The sequence below is a fragment of the Streptomyces sp. NPDC028722 genome (assembly GCF_040637655.1).
In the GTDB taxonomy this organism is placed as follows: domain Bacteria; phylum Actinomycetota; class Actinomycetes; order Streptomycetales; family Streptomycetaceae; genus Streptomyces.
This window is the reverse complement of the sequence record NZ_JBEZWU010000004.1, coordinates 170,503-187,369: the sequence shown is the minus strand read 5'-3', so window position 1 is coordinate 187,369 and position 16,867 is coordinate 170,503. Positions and strand designations below refer to the sequence as shown.

The window sequence follows — 16,867 nt, the reverse complement described above, 5'->3', positions numbered from 1 at the left end:
CACCCGTCCGGGGCGCGGGGCGCCGCGCGGCCGGCTTCCCGGCGCCCGCGCCCCGTCAGCGCCGGTATCCCAGCACCGTCATCATCCCGGTCTCCGAGTGGTACTGGTTGTGGCAGTGCAGCATCCACAGCCCGGGATTGTCGGCGTCGAACTCGACGACCAGCTTGCGGTGCGGCAGCACCACCGCCGTGTCCTTGAGCGCCCCGGCGGCGTCCAGCCCCTTCATCGAGAACGTGTGCCCGTGCAGATGCAGCGGGTGCCACATGTCGGTGGCGTTGATGAGGGTGAGCCGCACCCGCTCACCTGCCTTGACCGGATGGCGGCGGCGCACGTCGAAGCCCTGGTGGTCGAAGCCCCAGTCGTACTTCTCCATCGTGCCGGTCACCCGGATCCGCAGTTCCCGGTCGGGCTTGCGGTCGCGCAGCGCCACGGACTCGGCCGGCACCAGGCGCCGCGCCGGGACGACCTTGCCGTCCAGCTCGTCCGGCCGGACGTCCGGCTTCGGCACCTCCCTGCCCTTGCCGGTGCGCAGGACGGCGAGTGCCTGGCCCTTCTTGCCCTCGGCGAGCGCGACGAGGGGGAAGACGCCGTCCTTGGCGGTGACGAGGACGTCGTAGCGCTCGGCCATGCCCACGAGCAGGGCGTCGGTCTCCTTGTGCCGTACGGGGTAACCGTCGGTGTGCGTGACCGTCATCGTGTGGCCGCCGAGTGCCACCCGGAAGGCGGTCTCGGAACCGGCGTTGATGATGCGCAGCCGGATGCGGTCGCCGGGACGGCAGCGGAACGCCGAGGGACTGGTGTTCACGCGCCCGTTGACCAGGTAGTGGGGGTAGTCGACGCTGCCGCCGTCGCCGTGCAGGATGCGGCTGTGGGACTCGCGCAGCACCCGGGAGGGGCCCGCCGATTTCCTGGACGGGGACGCGTGCGGGCTCGCCGACCGGTGCGGGCCCGGACTGCCGTGGCCCGGACCGGCCATGCCGGCCATGCCGGCCATGGACATGGAGCCGTCCGCGCCGGGCTTGAGCTGGCGCAGCACCTCGTCGGGGGTGGAACCCTGCACGCCGTCGACCCAGTCGTCCAGGACGACGAGCCACTCCTTGTCGTAGGACAGGGGCTCCTTGGGGTCGTCGACGACGAGCGGCGCGTACAGCGCGCGGTCGGGCTGCATCCCGACGTGGGAGTGGAGCAGATAGGTGCCCGGATGGCGGACGGTGAAGCGGTAGCGGAAGTCCGCCCCGGGCTTGATGCCCGCCTGGGTCACGTCCGGGGTGCCGTCCATGTCGCAGCGCAGCCGCACCCCGTGCGAGTGCAGCGTGGTCGTCGCCGGCAGCCGGTTGGTGAGCGTCAGATCGAGCACGTCACCGGCGGTGACCCGCACCAGCGGGCCGGGGAGCGACTCGTTGTACGCCCAGCTGCGCACGGAACGCCCGCCCAGGTCCAGCGTGCTCTCGGCAGCGGTGAAGCGGTGCGTGCGTACGGGGCCGGAACCGCGTTTCCGCTCGGCGGCACGCACTTCCGGGTCCGAGGGGTTGACGTAACCCCGGGGACCCGGCGGGACGAAGGGAGCCTGGACGCCGCTGTCTTCGGGGCCCGAGCGGGGCCCGGAGCCGGACCGGGAGCTGGTGCAGGCTGCCAGGAGCCCCGCGCCCGCGCCGGCGACGGGTGCACGGAGCAGGGTACGCCGAGAAGGAGTGGACATATCTGAATGAGACATGTCGTGTGGTCATATGGCCGGGAAACAGGGCCGAATGCCCCATGTGTCGGGGGAAGATTCCTCCGGCAGGCGGACGGACGCGTGTCGCCGCGCCCCCTCGGGCCGGAACCCGGCTAGGCCGCCTTCGCCTTCGTGGCGTACATGTCGACGTACTCCTGACCGGACAGCCGCATCACCTCGGTCATCACGGAATCCGTCACCGCCCGCAGCACGTACCGGTCCCGGTCCATGCCCTCGTAGCGGGAGAACTCCATGGCCTCGCCGAACCGGACGGTGACCCGCCCGGGCCGCGGGATGCCCTTGCCGCCCGGCTGGAGCTTGTCCGTGCCGATCATGGCGAACGGGACCACCGGCGCACCGGTCATCAGCGTCAGCCGCGCGATGCCGGTGCGCCCCCGGTACAGCCGGCCGTCGGGCGACCGCGTGCCCTCCGGGTAGATGCCGAAGACCCGGCCCTCCTCCAGGATCCGGCGCCCCGTCATCAGCGCGGCCACGCCGCCGTTCGCCCCGTCCCGGTCGACCGGGATCATGCCGACGCCGGTGAAGAACCACGCCATCAGCCGGCCCTTGAGGCCCTTGCCGGTGACGTACTCGTCCTTGCCGATGAAGCACACCTGCCGCTTGGTGACCACGGGCAGCACGATCGAGTCGATGAAGGTGAGGTGATTACCGGCCAGGATCACCGGCCCGTCCCCGGGGATGTGCTCCGCGCCCTCCACCTGTGGGCGGAACATCAGACGCATGATCGGTCCGAGCACTGCCTTGATGAGCGCGAAGCGGGACAACGGGTCCTCCGACGGCGAGGGAAGCGATATGAGTCTGTGCAGGTGAGGACATTACTCGCGGGTCCGGCCCGGGCGCACATCGGGAAGGCCCGGTTCACCGAGGCCTTACGAAGAGTTGACGCGGGTTTACCTGCGGTTGCGTGCCGGTGGCGGCCCGTCACACCCCCGCGCCGGTGTGACGCACATCGCGCGCTCCGGGGACCCGCCACGCCGACGCTCCGTCACCCCGAGCCGCCCGAGCGGACAGACGACCGCACCCCGGTGTTCGCGCCGGGGTCTCCCTCCCGTCATGTGCCCGCCCCTACGATCGGGCCGCACCGAGGCGCGGCCCGGCAGACGGAGCGCCGAGATCAGGACACAGGGCGAAGGCGGCAGGAGAGCGCTCATGGACAGCGACCAGGCGAACGGGCAGACGCGGGGAACGGGACGGCGGGCGCTCCTCGGCGCCGCGGTGCTCGGCGCGGGCGGAGCGGCCCTCGGGCTGCCCGGCACGGCCCGGGCCGCCGGGACCCGGACGGCGGGGCACGGGGGCCGCGGGCTGAAGAGCCTGCCGGTGCCGACGATCATCGGCCACCGGGGTGCCAGCGGCTACCGCCCCGAGCACACCTTCGGCTCGTACGAGCTGGCCCTGGACCTGGGCGCCGACGTCGTCGAGGCGGGCGACCTGGTGCCCACCAAGGACGGCCATCTGGTCTGCCGGCACGAACCGGAGATCGGCGGCACCACGGACGTCGCCTCGCACCCCGAGTTCGCCGACCGCAGGACCACCAAGGTGCTGGACGGCGTCTCCACCACCGGCTGGTTCACCGAGGACTTCACGCTCGCCGAACTGAAGACGCTGCGCGCGGTCGAGCGCATCCCGGCCAACCGGCCGCACAACACCCTCTACAACGGCCGCTGGGAGATCCCCACCTTCGAGGAGGTCCTCCAGTGGCAGGACGAGCAGACCCGCAGGCGCGGCAGGCAGGTCTGGATCTATCCCGAGACCAAGCACCCCACCTACTTCCGCGGGCTGGGCCTCCCCCTGGAGGAGCGGGTGGCGAAGCTGCTGCGCAAGTACGGCAAGGACGGCAGGAACGCGCCGGTCATCCTCCAGTCGTTCGAACCGACCAGCATCCAGCGGCTGAACCGGCTGGTCGACAACCCGCTGGTCGTCCTGCTCTCCTCGGCGGACAGCCGCCCGTACGACTTCGTCGCGGCCGGCGACCCGCGTACGGTCGCCGACCTCGTCACCCCCAGGGGCCTGCGGGAGATCGCCGGCTACGCGCAGGGCATAGGCCCGACCCTGGACCTGGTCATCCCCCGGAACACGGACGGCACCCTGGGCCGGCCCACCACGCTGGTCACCGACGCGCACAAGGTGGGCCTGGTCCTGCACCCCTACACCATGCGCAACGAGAACCCGTTCCTGCCCGCCGAGTACCGCAAGGGCGGCGCGGCCGACGGGTACGGCGACGTCTTCGGCGCCTTCAGGACGTACTTCGCGACCGGCATCGACGGCGTCTTCACCGACAACGCCGACACCGGGCTCCTGGCCCGCGAGGACTTCCTGAACCACTGAGCGCGTCAACCTGGGCACGCGCCGGCCCCCCGTTCGGGGTCACTCCGAGCCGCCCCGGCAACCTGCCGCCGGGGCGGCTCGTCGTTCCGCATATGACGCCCGACCTGGTAGCCGCCCTGCACCCCCTGCTGACTGCCGAGGCCTCCGCCGAGGCATATGCCTCCGGGAGCGAGCCGGGCGATCTGGAACAGGCCGTCTGGCTCCGGCTGCTGGAGCGGCTGGAGAGCGACGGGCCGCCGCCGGACCCGCACGGCTGGCTGCGCAGGGCCGTGCGCGCGGAGGCCCGCCGTACCCGCCGCACCACCCGCCGCGAACGTCCGTACGGCGTCGAGCCGGCCGACGACGCCCGCCCCGGCCCCGAGCAGGACGCCCTCACGGCCGCCCGGTACCGCGCGCTGCGGGACGCCGTCCGCCGCCTGCCCGGCCGCTGCCCCCGCCTCCTGGAGGCCCTGCTCTCCCCGAAGGACCCCACCTACCGGGAAATCGCGGGGGAGTTGGGTATCTCACAGGGCAGTCTCGGGCCGGAACGCTCCAGATGTCTGGGATGTCTTCGGCGTTTGCTCAGCCCGGAGGTTGCTTCCCGTGGAGCGCGGGGATAGGAGTGAGGGACGACAGGTGATCAGGTGAGCGGGAGGCGTGCGCACATGGGCATGAGCGTGACCATCTCGGTGGCGACCGGGCAGGACGCGGAGCAGATCTTCAGGCTCCAGTACCTGTGCTTCCAGAGTGAGGCGGCGCTGTACGGCAACTACCGCATCGACCCGCTCGTCCAGACCCTGGAGTCCGTCCGCCAGGAGGTCGACGGCGACTGCGTCTTCGTCGCCCGGCTCGGCGAGGAGGTGGTCGGCTCCGTGCGCGGCAGGGTCACCGACGACGGCGCCGCCGCCATCGGCAAGCTCTGCGTCCACCCGCGTCTCCAGGGCCACGGCATCGGCGCCCGGCTGCTCCGCGCGGCCGAGACGGCACTGGCCGGGGAGCGCGGCGCCACCCGGTTCCGCCTCGTCGCCGGCCACCGCAGCGAGGGCAACCTGCGGCTGTACCGCCGGGTGGGATACGAGACGGTGGGCAGGGCCAGGGGCGCCGACGGCGTCGACATGATCATCCTGGAGAAGCCGGCCGGGGAGTACGCGCAGACGGCCTGAGGCGCGGCGCCCCGCGAGGGGCGCGGAATCGCGCGGCCCGGCCCGTACGGCCTCCGGGCCGTCGCCCTCAGGCGCCCCTGCGGTCCCGCGCCCTGCGCAGCCAGTACAGGGCGGACAGCGGCAGCAGCACGGGAATGAAGACGTAGCCCATGCCGTAGTCGGACCACACGGTGGCGTCCGGGAAGGCCGAGCGGTCGACCAGCGTCCACGTACCGACGATCAGCACCCCGGCCAGCTCGGCGGCGCAGCACACCGACGCCGCCCGCCGGGCCGTCTCCCCGCCCCGCACCAGCGTGTACGTGATGAACGCGTACACGACGCCGGCCACGGCCGACAGGGAGTACGCCAGCGGCGCCCGGTCGAACTCCGTGGCGATCTGGTACGCCGACCGCGACAGCGCGCCGACCACCATCACGCCGTAGAACCAGACGAGCAGCAGGCCCGGCCCGCTGATCAGCCGGACCGGCTTCTCCTCCACCGCGGTCACCTCAGCCTCCCCAGATGTCGTAGAGCCGCACTTCCAGCACGGCCAGCACCACACCGCCCGCCGCGACCGTCACCGAACCCCAGCGCGTGCGCTCGGCCAGTGACATGAAACCCGCCGCCGGGACGCACGCGAACGCGCCCAGCAGATACGACACGAAGATCGTCGTGCCCTGTTCCGGCTTCTCGCCCCGGGCCAGCAGCACGATCCCGGCCACCAGCTGGATCACGGCCAGCAGCGACACCACCGCCATGCCGATGAAATGCCAGTCCTTGGTCGGCTGGTCGCGATACGCGGCCCAGCCGCACCAGGCGGCGAGCAACAGCGCGGCGACCCCGGTCACCAGCATCAGGACGTTGAGCATGCCGTGACCCTATTACGGCGGAAAAGGCCCACCGCCGCCGACCCCGGCGTACACCGTAGGGTCGGAACCATGACGATCCACGCACACGCCCTCCTGTTCGACAACGACGGCACCCTCGTCTCCTCCCTCGACTCCGTCGAGCGCTGCTGGACGCGCTGGGCGCGGGAGTACGGGATCACCGCGGAGGAGTTCGGGCGCGTGGAGCTGCACGGACGCACAGCGGTCGAGATAGTCGGCGACCTGCTGCCCGCCCGCCTTGTCCCCGAGGCCGTCGCCCGGGTCGAGCAGCTGGAGGTCGAGGACGTGCCCGACGGCGGTGTGCGCCTGCTGCCCGGCACCCGGGCCTTCCTGGACTGCCTGCCGGCCGACCGCTGGGCCGTGGTCACCTCCGCCACCCGCCGCCTGGCCGAGGCCCGCCTGGACGCCGTCGGCATCGCGCCGAAGGCCCTGGTCTCGGCGGACGACGTCACCCGCGGCAAGCCCGACCCCGAGCCCTATCTGCTCGCCGCCCGGCAGCTCGGCGTAGACCCGGCCCGCTGCGTCGTCTTCGAGGACGCCCCCGCCGGACTCCGGGCGGGCCGCGCGGCCGGCATGACCACCGTGGCATTGGCCACAACCCACCCGGCGCACGAGCTGGACGCCGACCTGGTGGTACCTGACCTGTCGGCCTTGTCGGCCCTGGTCAACGACGAAAGCGTGGAGATCGCCGTCCGCGGCTGAACCCTGTCCGCGGCTGTCCACTATCCGGACAGCGGCGACCGGTCAGGACCGTACGTCTGCTTTACTGATCGCATGACCACGACGAGCAGCCGCATCCTTGCGACCGAGGCGACCGGCACGCCCGGTGCTCGTTGTATGTGTCCGTGTCGAATGTGCGCCTTCTAGAGGGCCCCCGCACCAGCCGAGCCTCGCGCCCCGAAGCGAGAGCCGTGGCCCGTCCCGCGCCGGCACCCCGGCGTACGTGACCGAGGCCGCCGCGCGCACACTCCGTTCTCCCCGGTTCCCCCGCCACCCGAGAACCGTGCCGCGTCCCTGACCGAACGCACACCACGCATTCGTGCCCGGGCACACCCGCGCCCGCGCACTCGACAGTGACGGAAACCCACGTGATCACCACCTCGGGCCTGACCAAGGTCTACCGCTCCCGCGGCCGTGAGGTCACCGCCCTCGACGGCGTCGATCTGCACGTCCGCGAAGGCGAGGTCTACGGCGTCATCGGCCAGTCCGGCGCCGGCAAGTCCTCCCTCATCCGCTGCGTCAACCTGCTGGAGCGTCCCACGTCCGGCACCGTGACCGTCGCCGGGCAGGACCTCACCGCCCTGGCCGGCCGCGGCCCGCGCGCCGGCCGGGAACTGCGCCGCGCCCGCAGCCGGATCGGCATGGTCTTCCAGCACTTCAACCTGCTCTCCTCGCGGACGGTCCAGGACAACGTCGAACTGCCGCTGGAGATCCTCGGCACGTCCGGCAGGGAACGCTCCCGCAAGGCCCTGGAACTGCTCGACCTGGTCGGCCTCGGCGACAAGGCCAAGGCTTTCCCCGCCCAGCTCTCCGGCGGGCAGAAGCAGCGCGTCGGCATCGCCCGCGCCCTCGCCGGCGACCCCAAGGTGCTGCTCTCCGACGAGGCCACCAGCGCCCTCGACCCCGAGACCACCCGCTCCATCCTCCAGCTGCTGCGCGACCTGAACCGGCAGCTCGGCCTCACCGTCCTGCTCATCACCCACGAGATGGACGTCGTGAAGTCGGTCTGCGACTCCGCCGCCCTGATGGAGCGGGGCCGCATCGTGGAATCCGGCACGGTCGGCGAACTGCTGGCCACCCCGGGCTCCACGCTCGCCGCCGCGCTGTTCCCGGTGGGCGGCGAGGCCACCGGCACCGACCGGACCGTCCTCGACGTCACCTTCCACGGCGAGGCCGCCACCCAGCCGGTCATCTCCCAGCTCTCGCGCACCTACAACATCGACATCTCGATCCTCGGCGCCGCCATCGACACCGTCGGCGGCCTCCAGATCGGCCGGATGCGCATCGAACTGCCCGGCCGCTACGAGGACAACGTGGTGCCCGTCGGATTCCTGCGCGAACAGGGCCTTCAGATCGATGTCGTCGGCCACGAGGGCGACGAGTCCCCGCTGGTCAAGGAGGGTGCGAAGTGACCTGGTCCGAGATGTGGGAGCTGCTGGAGCCCGAGTGTTGGAACACCCTCTACATGGTCGGGTGGTCCACGCTCATCGCCGTCGTCGGCGGTCTGCCGCTCGGCATCCTGCTCGTCCTCACCGAACGCGGCGGCCTGCTCCAGAACGTCGTGGTGAACAAGGTCCTCGGGCAGGTCGTGAACATCACCCGCTCGATGCCGTTCATCATCCTCATGGTCGCGCTGACCGACGTCACCCGCTTCGTCACCGGCACCAGCATCGGCCGTGACGCGGCCATCGTGCCGCTGGCCATCGGCGCCATCCCGTTCTTCGCCCGGCTGGTCGAGACGGCTGTCCGCGAAGTGGACGGCGGGCTCGTCGAGGCCGTGCAGTCGATGGGCGGCAGCACCTTCACCATCGTCCGCAAGGTCCTGGTGCCCGAGGCCCTGCCCTCCCTGATCGCCTCGGCCACCACCACCCTCGTCGCCCTCATCGGCTACTCCGCGATGGCCGGCACCGTCGGCGCCGGCGGTCTCGGCGACCTCGCCGTCCGCTACGGCTACCAGCGCTTCGAGACCGGGCTGATGTGGGTGATCGTGGCGATCCTCGCCGTCGTCATCACCGTCATCCAGTTCGCCGGCGACCTCGCGGCCCGCTCGCTGCACCGCCGCGGCGCCCGCTCCGGCCCCGGCCCCAGGCTGCGCCTGCTCAAGGCCAAGGAGCCCGCGGCGGCCGACATCGGCAAGGTCGCCTGACCACACCCCGAAGACCCCCCGTAACCCGACACGGGGTCGCACCACCCATAAGGAAAGGCACTTTTCGTGCGTAACACCGCCAAGCTCACCACCGCCGTCCTCGCCGCCGGAGCCCTCACTCTCGGGCTCACCGCCTGCGGCTCGGACAAGGACTCCGGCTCCTCCGACCACAACGGTCCGCTGGTCGTCGCCGCGAGCCCCACCCCGCACGCCGAGATCCTCGACTACGTCAAGAAGAACCTGGCGAAGAAGGCGGGCCTCGACCTGGAGGTCCGGGAGTTCACCGACTACATCACGCCGAACACGGCGACCGAAGACGGTGACGTGGACGCCAACTACTTCCAGAACCAGCCCTACCTCGACGACTTCAACAAGAAGCGCGGCACGCACATCGTGCCCGTCGTCACGGTGCACCTGGAGCCGCTCGGCCTCTACTCCCACAAGATCAAGAAGGCCGACGCCCTCAAGAGCGGTGCGACCGTCGCCGTCCCGAACGACGCCGTCAACGAGGCCCGCGCCCTCAAGCTGCTCGCCTCCCACGGGCTGATCACCCTCAAGGACGGCGTCGGCACCGAGGCCACCCCGCAGGACATCGCCAAGAACCCCAGGAACCTCAAGTTCAAGGAGGTCGAGGCGGCCCAGACCGCGCGCTCCCTGGACGACGTTGACGCGGCCGTGATCAACGGCAACTACGCCATCTCCGCCGGCATCAAGCCCGCGAAGGAGGCCCTGGTCCTGGAGTCCGCGAAGAACAGCCCGTACGGCAACTTCCTCGCCGTGAAGAAGGGCAACGAGACGGACCCGCGGGTCAAGAAGCTCGCCAAGCTCCTCACCTCGCCCGAGGTCAAGAAGTTCATCGAGGACAAGTACCAGGGTTCGGTCATCCCCTCCTTCTGATCTCCCGGTTCCGGCCCCCGGATCTGATCCGTCGCGTCCGGTCCCCCGCTTCCGATCGCACGGGCGGTGGCACCCTCGGCCCCTCGGCCGCCGGTGCCACCGCCGTCCTATGCTGGCAGTTCAGCAGGCCTGACGGTCTTTCGAGAACCACCGAAGGTTACGGAGCGGCGCATGACGAGCACCTTCCCCAACATCTCCATCAGCACGGAGCGGTTGGTGCTGCGCCCCTTCGACGAGGACGACATCCCCGCCCTGGCCGAGATGATGAACGACGAACAGGTCATCGCCTGGACCACCGTCCCGCACCCCTACACCGAGGCCCACGCCCACGAGTGGATCACCCGGTCGGCCCCCGACGAGCGCACCGAGGGCCGCGGCATCGTCCTCGCCGTCACCGAGTTCCTCACCCAGCGGCTCGTCGGCACCGTGCACCTGAAGAACACGGACCGGCGCATCCGCTCCAGCGAGATCGCCTACGTCATCGCCCCTTGGGCCCGCGGCGAGGGGTACGCCTCCGAATCCGTCCTCGCCATCGCCGAGTGGCTCTTCCACGACCAGAAGTTCGAACGCCTCGAACTGCGCACCGCCGCCGGCAACACCGCCTCCCAGCAGGTGGCCCAGCGGATCGGCTGCATCAGCGAGGGCGTGCTCCGCAACGCCTGGATAGCGCGCGCCAGGACCGGGAACGGTCACTGGACCGAGGTGCGTACGGATGTCATCCTCTGGAGCCTGCTGCCGGAGGACCTCGCCGGAGTCGGTGAGCAGCAGGCGGCCGCCGACGGATTCACCTCGTACCCGGACTGGAACTGAGCCTGCCGGCGCCCGGCCCCCGCACCCCACCGGGTACCCTCACGGAGCCCGCCCCGGGCCCTCTTGGAAGAGCCGCACAACCCACTGGAGACTGACGACGATGGCCGACCGGGTCACGGTGATCGGCTGGGACGGCTCGCCGCTGACCGCCGCGGCACGCGCCGCCCTCGGCGCCGCCACACTGGTGGCCGGCGCCGCCCACCATCTGGAACTCCCCGAACTGCCCCCCACCGCCGAACGCGTCCGCCTCGGCAGCCTCGCCCTGGCCGCCCGCCGCATCGCGGCCCACCGCGGCACCGCGGTCGTGCTCGCCGACGGCGACCCCGGCTTCTTCGGTGTCGTACGCAGCCTGCGCGCGCCGGAGTTCGGCCTCGAGGTCGAGGTCGTCCCCGCGGTCTCCGCCGTCGCCGCCGCCTTCGCCCGCGCCGGCATGCCCTGGGACGACGCGCAGGTCGTCGTGGCCCACCCGCGCACCCTGCGCCGGGCGGTGAACGTCTGCCGCGCCCACACCAAGGTCGCCGTCCTCACCGCGCCGGGCGCCGGACCCGCCGAACTCGGGCTCCTGCTGGAGGGCGTGCACCGCACCTTCGTCATCTGCGAGGAACTGGGCACCGCGCGCGAACAGGTCAGCGTCGTCACCTCCGACAAGGCCGCCGACCACATCTGGCGCGACCCCAACGTCGTCATCGTCATCGGCGGCGGACCGGCCGGCGCAGGGGAGGGCGGCGGCTGGATCGCCGGACGCGACCCGGGCGCCGGCCCGCGCGGCTGGGTGCAGCCCGACGAGACCTACGGCGGCGGACTGGGCGAGGGCGAGACGGAACTGCTGCGCGCCGCCCAACTCGCCCGGCTCGGGCCCCGGGCCGGCGACCTCGTCTGGGACATCGGCTGCGGCAGCGGCGCGTTCGCCACCGAGGCCGCGCTCGCCGGAGCGGCCGTCATCGCCGTCGACCGGGACCCGGCGGCCTGCGCCCGCACCGAGGCCGCCGGCCACCGCGCCGGCATCCAGCTCCAGGTCGTCCACGGCAGCGCCCCGCACGTCCTCGAGGACCTGCCCGAACCCGACGTCGTGCGCGTCGGCGGCGGGGGACCGGCCGTCGTCTCCGCGGTCGCCGACCGGCGCCCGCAGCGCATCGTCACGCACGCCGCGACCCGCGACGCCGCCGAACGCGTCGGCCGCGACCTGACCGAGCACGGATACCGGGTGGAATGCGCCCTGCTCCAGTCCGTCGAACTCGACACCCGGGCCTGGACGGAGACCGAGCGGAGTGTCGCGTTCCTGCTCAGCGGGGTACTGCCGGATCGCGCCCCGTGATCGGGTTGTCGTACCGCGCGCGGTAGGCTGGCCGATCGTTGTACCGCACCGGCGGCCCGAACTTCGTTCACCAATGTCCGGAACGCACGCCCGTTTTGGGGTGGGTGTGGTATGGCGGACCGGAGGACGCGCAACGTGGCGCAGTCCACAGCGGGCTGTCGCGGATCACGCTGTCGCGACGGCGCGACGGCCGGGACAATGCCACTGAATGGCTTTGTCGCCTTTTCCGGCGGGTCGTTCGTGCCGCTGGGCACGGACGCTCGTTCTTCACTGCGGGGCGGGCGGTGCGCCGTTCCGGGTGAGCGGGTCGTAAGAGCATCAACCGATGGGCGAGGGGTACGCATGACGGACACCGGCCAGGTCCCGGGCGAGGGGCAGCCGGAGAGCGCAGGCATGGTGGAGCAGCCGGGCGTTCCCCCGCACGGTGCGTACACCTACCTCTCCGAGGCTCCCGCCGAGGACGAAGACCTGCTGCTGCCGGGTGCCCAGGGCGCGTGGGGCAACGAAGTGCCGCCTCCCGCCCCGGAACCGGTGGTGGAGGCCGTCCATGAACCGGGCCCGCACGAGACGGCCGGCCGGGACACCGGCTCGGTCGACCTCAACGGTGTGCGCCTGCCCAGTTCGGGCCCGGCGTCCGTGCCGCCGTCGCCCATCCTCTCGGCGCCGCACGACCCCGCGTCCGCGTCCCAGCCGCCGCGCCGCCCGCTGCACCTCGGCCCGCCGATCCCGGACGCCTCCGCGAGCCCGGTCCGCTCCCTCGCCGACCGGGGCCCCGCGGGAGCGCCGGTACGGCAGCCGGGGCCGGCCGTCGCCGCCGGTCCCGAGTACCTCGACGCACAGCCGCTGCGGGACATGGTTCCCCAGCCCGCGGCTCCCTGGGGGGCGGCACCGGCCCAGGTCCCGGCTGCCGAAACGGTTGACCCGGCCGAGCCGGCCGACGCGGCCCAGGCCGCGATGGCCCGCCTCGCCGGCCAGGCGGCGGCCCGGACCCAGCCGGCCGACGCCCACCGGAGCCCGGAGCAGGCATCTGTCGTGCACGCCCACGACGGCGTGCAGCCGGCGCACGGCCACGACGGCGTGTCCACCACGACCGCCGGTCAGGACGGCGGGGACGCACAGGCACCGGTGGCGGCTGGTCCCGAGGGCGCGCAGCTGCCCCCGGCGGAGGCTGCCGGCGGGGTTCAGGCGCCGGTGGCGCAGGACGCCGAAGGAGTCCACGCGCCGGTGGCGCAGACCGTCGGCGTCCCGGTCCCGGTGGCGCAGGGCGTCGACGCTCCCGTCGCCGAGGCCGCGCACGTGCCGACGGCGCCGGACGCCGACGGCGTGCACGCCGCCGACGATGCGCAGACGCCTGTGGCCGGTGCGGAGGTGCCGGACGGCACCCTCCCGGCCGAGGTGTTCCCGGCGGCCCGGACCGAGCCGGCTGCCGGTGGCGCCGCGACCGAGGGCCCGGGGTCCGCGCCGGACGAGGCCGCCGAGGCGCCGGGCGGCGCTCCCGGCCCGGTGCACGTTCAGGGCGCCGGGACGGCCGCCGGGCAGGAGACCTCCGGCCAGCTGCCCCCGGTCGCGCAGGCGCCCGTGGCGGAATCGACCGCCCAGGACCTTCCCGTCGAGGACCTTCCCGCCGAGGACCTTCCTGCCGAGGAGGTGCCGGGACACGCCGTACCGGCCGAGGCGCCGGACAGCGCGCAGCCGGCGCAGTCCCCGGAGGCCGCTCCGGTTGCCGCGGACGCCTCGGAGGCCGCCCCGGTGACCGAGACGGCCCCGGCCGGACCGGCCCCGGCCGAGACGGTGGCCGCCGAGGCGGTGGCTGCTGAGGCGGCTCAGCCCGTCGCACCGGCCGAGCCGCACGAGGAGACCCGGCCGGACGCCGGTACGGAGCACAGCGACGCCGCGCCGGCCGAGGCCACCGGGCACATCGACGGCGCCGCGCAGCCCACCGGCGATTTCCAGCCGACCGACGCCGAGCAGGCTGCCCACGCCGGGCAGGCCGCCGAAGCCGCGCACGCCGCCGATGCCACGCAGCCCCGGCTTCCCGCCGCCGCCCAGGCGCAAGCCGACACGCAGGCACCGCCCGTCGCCGTCGAGGCCCTGGTGGAGCCCGCCGAGGCGGCTGGTGCCCGCCATGCCGCCCAGGTCCCCGACGCGGTGGCAGCCCCGGGCGTCGCCCAGATCCCCGGCACGGCTCCCGCACACGAGGCTGCCGGCGTCGCCGACCCGACGGCCGCCCAGGCTGCCGAGGCCGTCGCCCCGCAGGGTGCGGCCGGGAACCCCGGGGCGTCCGCTGCGGACCAGCCGAACCCGAACCAGGCCCCGCAGGCAGTGGAGGCAGTGGAGGCAGTGGAGGCAGCGGAGTCCGTGGCGCCCGCGCCTGCCGCCCCGGCCCAGGACGCCGTACCCGCCCAGGCCATGGGCGACAGTGCCCCCGAGGCCGCCGCCCCGGCCGAGCCGGTGGAGCCCGAGCCGGTGGAGCCCACCGTGTTCCAGGCGCAGGGACCGCAGCTCGTCGAGTACGCCCCGCACGGCACCGGGACCCCGGCCGCCCCGGCCGCCGACCGGCCCGCCGGCCCGCAGCCTCTGCCGCAGGTTCCGGACACCGCTGTACCGGACACCGCGCACCCCGAACCCACGGACCCCGCCCCGGCCGCCGCGCACACGCAGAACCCGGAGCAGCCGCTGGCCCCCGCCGTCCCGGACCAGCCGCAGCCCCCCGCCGTCCCGCAGCAGCCGTACGCGGACCAGCCGCTGCCCCCCGCCGTCCCGGACCAGCCGTACGCGGACCAGCCGCTGCCCCCCGCCGTCCCGGAGCAGCCGTCGCCCCCCGTCATCCCGCAGGACACGCACCCGGAGCAGTCGTTCGGGCAGTTCGTGCCGGTGCAGGGGCAGGTGCCCACCACCCCGCACCTGGCGCCGACCCCGCCCCACCCCCTCGTCGTGCCCAGCGACGAACAGGCCCCGCAGGGGCCACAGGAGCAGCCGGAGGCGGTGGCCACCGTGCCCGCGCCCCGCGAGGGTGAGCCGGCCGCGCCGGAGACGGAGCCCGCCCCCGATGTCGTACAGCACGCGGAGGACCTGCCGACCAGGGCCGCCGACCAGGAAGAGAGCACGGCCGCAGTGGCAGAACCACGACAGTCCACCGGCCCGGCCGCCCCCGGCTACGCCGACGCCGAGCGCGAGGCCGTCCTGAAGGTGATGCGCGAGCGCCGCGACATCCGCAACGGCTTCCGCAGCGACCCGATCCCGCACGAGGTGCTGCTGCGCGTCCTGGAGGCCGCGCACACCGCGCCCTCCGTGGGGCACTCGCAGCCCTGGGACTTCGTCGTCATCCGGTCCGCCGAGACCCGCCGGACCATGCACGAACTGGCGATGCGCCAGCGCGAGGCGTACGCCAAGTCGCTGCCGAAGGGCCGGGCGAAGCAGTTCAAGGAACTGAAGATCGAGGCCATCCTCGACACCCCGGTCAACATCGTCGTCACCGCCGACCCCACCCGCGGCGGCCGGCACACCCTCGGCCGTCACACCCAGCCGCAGATGGCGCCCTACTCCTCGGCGCTCGCGGTGGAGAACCTCTGGCTCGCCGCCCGCGCCGAAGGCCTCGGCGTCGGCTGGGTCAGCTTCTTCGACGAGCGGGAGATGGTCCGCGCGCTCGGCCTGCCCGAGCACCTGGAGGTCGTCGCCTACCTGTGCGTCGGGTACGTCGACGAGTTCCCGGACGAGCCCGAGCTGATGCAGGCCGGCTGGTCCAAGAGACGCCCCCTGTCCTGGGTGGTGCACGAGGAGACGTACGGCCGCCGCGCCCTGCCCGGAGAGGACCCCCACGACCTGCTTGCCGAGACCGTCGCACAGATCCGCCCGCTCGACGCCAAGGCGCTCGGCGAGGCGTGGGAGCGGCAGAAGCGCATGACCAAGCCGGCCGGCGCCCTCGGCATGCTGGAGATCATCTCCGCGCAGCTGTCCGGGCTGTCCCGCCAGTGCCCGCCGCCGATCCCGGAGCCCGCCGCCGTGGCGATCTTCGCGGGTGACCACGGCGTGCACGCCCAGGGCGTCACCCCCTGGCCGCAGGAGGTCACCGCCCAGATGGTGGCCAACTTCCTGGGCGGGGGAGCGGTCTGCAACGCCTTCGCCGCCCAGGTCGGTGCCGAGGTGTGCGTCGTGGACGTGGGCGTCGTCGCCGACCTGCCCGCCACCCCCGGCCTGCTGCCCCGCAAGATCCGCGCCGGCACCTCCGACATGACCACCGGCCCCGCGATGAGCCGCGAGGAGGCCAGGGCGGCCATCGAGGTGGGCATCGAGACCGCCCGCGACCTGGTGGCGGCCGGGAACAAGGGGCTGCTCACCGGCGAGATGGGTATCGCCAACACCACCGCGTCCGCCGCGCTGATCTCCGTCTTCACCGGCGCCGACCCGGCGGAGGTGACCGGCCGCGGCACGGGCATCAACGACGAGACCCTGGCCCGCAAGACCGAGGTGGTCCGGCGCGCGCTGGAACTGCACCAGCCGGACCCGGCCGACCCGATCGGCGTCCTCGCCGCCATCGGCGGCTTCGAGCACGCGGCCATGGTCGGCCTGCTCCTCGGCGGCGCGTCGCTGCGTACGCCGGTGATCCTGGACGGCGTCAGCGCCGGTGCCGCCGCGCTCGTGGCCCGCGCCATCGCCCCCGAGGTGCTGGCGGCCTGCATCGCGGGCCACCGCAGCGCCGAGCCGGGCCACGTCGCCGCGCTGAACAAGCTGGGCCTGCGCCCGCTGGTCGACCTGGACCTCCGCCTCGGCGAGGGCACGGGCGCGCTGCTGGCCCTGCCGCTGGTGCAGAGCACGGCCCGGGCGATGCACGAGGTGGCCACGTTCGACTCGGCGGGAGTCACCGAGAAGTAGGCGTCACGGACATCACGGGTGGTCCGGTGTTCAACTGCC

The 16,867-nt window shown here is 73.2% G+C and carries 14 protein-coding genes; 10 read left to right on the top strand and 4 right to left on the bottom strand.

What is annotated here, in order from left to right; genetic code table 11:
* Positions 1-55 precede the first annotated feature (55 nt).
* Together AB0F03_RS08460 and AB0F03_RS08455 are read right to left on the bottom strand one after the other, a co-directional pair.
* Positions 56-1,699: a multicopper oxidase family protein gene (locus tag AB0F03_RS08460; protein WP_361987800.1), complete on the bottom strand. Its 1,644-nt coding sequence runs from the start codon at positions 1,697-1,699 to the stop codon at positions 56-58.
* Between the two features lie 128 nt (positions 1,700-1,827).
* Positions 1,828-2,499, bottom strand: a complete 672-nt coding sequence (locus AB0F03_RS08455) for a lysophospholipid acyltransferase family protein (RefSeq protein ID WP_361987799.1) — start codon at positions 2,497-2,499, stop codon at positions 1,828-1,830.
* A gap of 385 nt (positions 2,500-2,884) precedes the next feature.
* On the opposite strand from AB0F03_RS08455, the gene AB0F03_RS08450 reads away from it, so the two are divergent.
* The 3 genes from AB0F03_RS08450 to AB0F03_RS08440 all read left to right on the top strand — a co-directional run bounded on the left by AB0F03_RS08450 (position 2,885) and on the right by AB0F03_RS08440 (position 5,202).
* Complete coding sequence (locus AB0F03_RS08450) at positions 2,885-4,060, top strand: glycerophosphodiester phosphodiesterase (RefSeq protein ID WP_361987797.1); 1,176 nt, start codon at positions 2,885-2,887, stop codon at positions 4,058-4,060.
* Positions 4,061-4,152: 92 nt separating this feature from the next.
* Positions 4,153-4,659 (top strand): sigma-70 family RNA polymerase sigma factor, encoded by a 507-nt coding sequence (locus AB0F03_RS08445; RefSeq protein ID WP_361987795.1) that lies wholly within the window; start codon positions 4,153-4,155, stop codon positions 4,657-4,659.
* A 45-nt stretch (positions 4,660-4,704) separates the two neighbouring features.
* On the top strand, positions 4,705-5,202 hold the full coding sequence (locus AB0F03_RS08440; RefSeq protein ID WP_361988221.1) for a GNAT family N-acetyltransferase: 498 nt from the start codon (positions 4,705-4,707) through the stop codon (positions 5,200-5,202).
* A gap of 67 nt (positions 5,203-5,269) precedes the next feature.
* Here AB0F03_RS08440 and AB0F03_RS08435 read toward each other — a convergent pair whose 3' ends face one another.
* Together AB0F03_RS08435 and AB0F03_RS08430 are read right to left on the bottom strand one after the other, a co-directional pair.
* Positions 5,270-5,689 (bottom strand): hypothetical protein, encoded by a 420-nt coding sequence (locus AB0F03_RS08435; RefSeq protein ID WP_361987793.1) that lies wholly within the window; start codon positions 5,687-5,689, stop codon positions 5,270-5,272.
* Between the two features lies 1 nt (position 5,690).
* On the bottom strand, positions 5,691-6,050 hold the full coding sequence (locus AB0F03_RS08430) for a hypothetical protein (RefSeq protein ID WP_361987791.1): 360 nt from the start codon (positions 6,048-6,050) through the stop codon (positions 5,691-5,693).
* A gap of 69 nt (positions 6,051-6,119) precedes the next feature.
* Here AB0F03_RS08430 and AB0F03_RS08425 point away from each other — a divergent pair, with 69 nt between their 5' ends.
* The 7 genes from AB0F03_RS08425 (at position 6,120) to cobT (ending at position 16,828) form a co-directional block, all read left to right on the top strand.
* On the top strand, positions 6,120-6,770 hold the full coding sequence (locus AB0F03_RS08425; RefSeq protein WP_361987789.1) for an HAD family hydrolase: 651 nt from the start codon (positions 6,120-6,122) through the stop codon (positions 6,768-6,770).
* 386 nt (positions 6,771-7,156) lie between these two features.
* Complete coding sequence (locus AB0F03_RS08420; RefSeq protein WP_361987787.1) at positions 7,157-8,200, top strand: ATP-binding cassette domain-containing protein; 1,044 nt, start codon at positions 7,157-7,159, stop codon at positions 8,198-8,200.
* On the top strand, positions 8,197-8,934 hold the full coding sequence (locus AB0F03_RS08415) for a methionine ABC transporter permease (protein WP_361987785.1): 738 nt from the start codon (positions 8,197-8,199) through the stop codon (positions 8,932-8,934). The genes AB0F03_RS08420 and AB0F03_RS08415 overlap by 4 nt, the downstream gene beginning before the upstream one ends.
* A 66-nt stretch (positions 8,935-9,000) precedes the next feature.
* Complete coding sequence (locus tag AB0F03_RS08410; RefSeq protein WP_361987783.1) at positions 9,001-9,831, top strand: MetQ/NlpA family ABC transporter substrate-binding protein; 831 nt, start codon at positions 9,001-9,003, stop codon at positions 9,829-9,831.
* 171 nt (positions 9,832-10,002) lie between these two features.
* A complete protein-coding gene (locus tag AB0F03_RS08405) occupies positions 10,003-10,641 on the top strand; it encodes a GNAT family N-acetyltransferase (RefSeq protein WP_361987781.1) in 639 nt (212 codons plus the stop codon).
* 100 nt (positions 10,642-10,741) lie between these two features.
* The gene (cbiE, locus tag AB0F03_RS08400; protein ID WP_361987780.1) at positions 10,742-11,956 is read left to right on the top strand and encodes a precorrin-6y C5,15-methyltransferase (decarboxylating) subunit CbiE; all 1,215 of its coding nucleotides are present in this window, start codon (positions 10,742-10,744) and stop codon (positions 11,954-11,956) included.
* Between the two features lie 342 nt (positions 11,957-12,298).
* On the top strand, positions 12,299-16,828 hold the full coding sequence (gene cobT / locus AB0F03_RS08395) for a nicotinate-nucleotide--dimethylbenzimidazole phosphoribosyltransferase (RefSeq protein ID WP_361987778.1): 4,530 nt from the start codon (positions 12,299-12,301) through the stop codon (positions 16,826-16,828).
* Positions 16,829-16,867 lie beyond the last annotated feature (39 nt).

What these genes read in the sequence shown, in the direction of transcription:
- cbiE (WP_361987780.1), top strand. Translation starts at nt 10,742, where the DNA reads ATGGCCGACCGGGTCACGGTGATCGGCTGGGACGGCTCGCCGCTGACC.
- AB0F03_RS08405 (WP_361987781.1), top strand. Translation starts at nt 10,003, where the DNA reads ATGACGAGCACCTTCCCCAACATCTCCATCAGCACGGAGCGGTTGGTG.
- AB0F03_RS08450 (WP_361987797.1), top strand. Translation starts at nt 2,885, where the DNA reads ATGGACAGCGACCAGGCGAACGGGCAGACGCGGGGAACGGGACGGCGG.
- AB0F03_RS08425 (WP_361987789.1), top strand. Translation starts at nt 6,120, where the DNA reads ATGACGATCCACGCACACGCCCTCCTGTTCGACAACGACGGCACCCTC.
- cobT (WP_361987778.1), top strand. Translation starts at nt 12,299, where the DNA reads ATGACGGACACCGGCCAGGTCCCGGGCGAGGGGCAGCCGGAGAGCGCA.
- AB0F03_RS08430 (WP_361987791.1), bottom strand. Translation starts at nt 6,050, where the DNA reads ATGCTCAACGTCCTGATGCTGGTGACCGGGGTCGCCGCGCTGTTGCTC.
- AB0F03_RS08460 (WP_361987800.1), bottom strand. Translation starts at nt 1,699, where the DNA reads ATGTCCACTCCTTCTCGGCGTACCCTGCTCCGTGCACCCGTCGCCGGC.
- AB0F03_RS08445 (WP_361987795.1), top strand. Translation starts at nt 4,153, where the DNA reads ATGACGCCCGACCTGGTAGCCGCCCTGCACCCCCTGCTGACTGCCGAG.
- AB0F03_RS08440 (WP_361988221.1), top strand. Translation starts at nt 4,705, where the DNA reads ATGGGCATGAGCGTGACCATCTCGGTGGCGACCGGGCAGGACGCGGAG.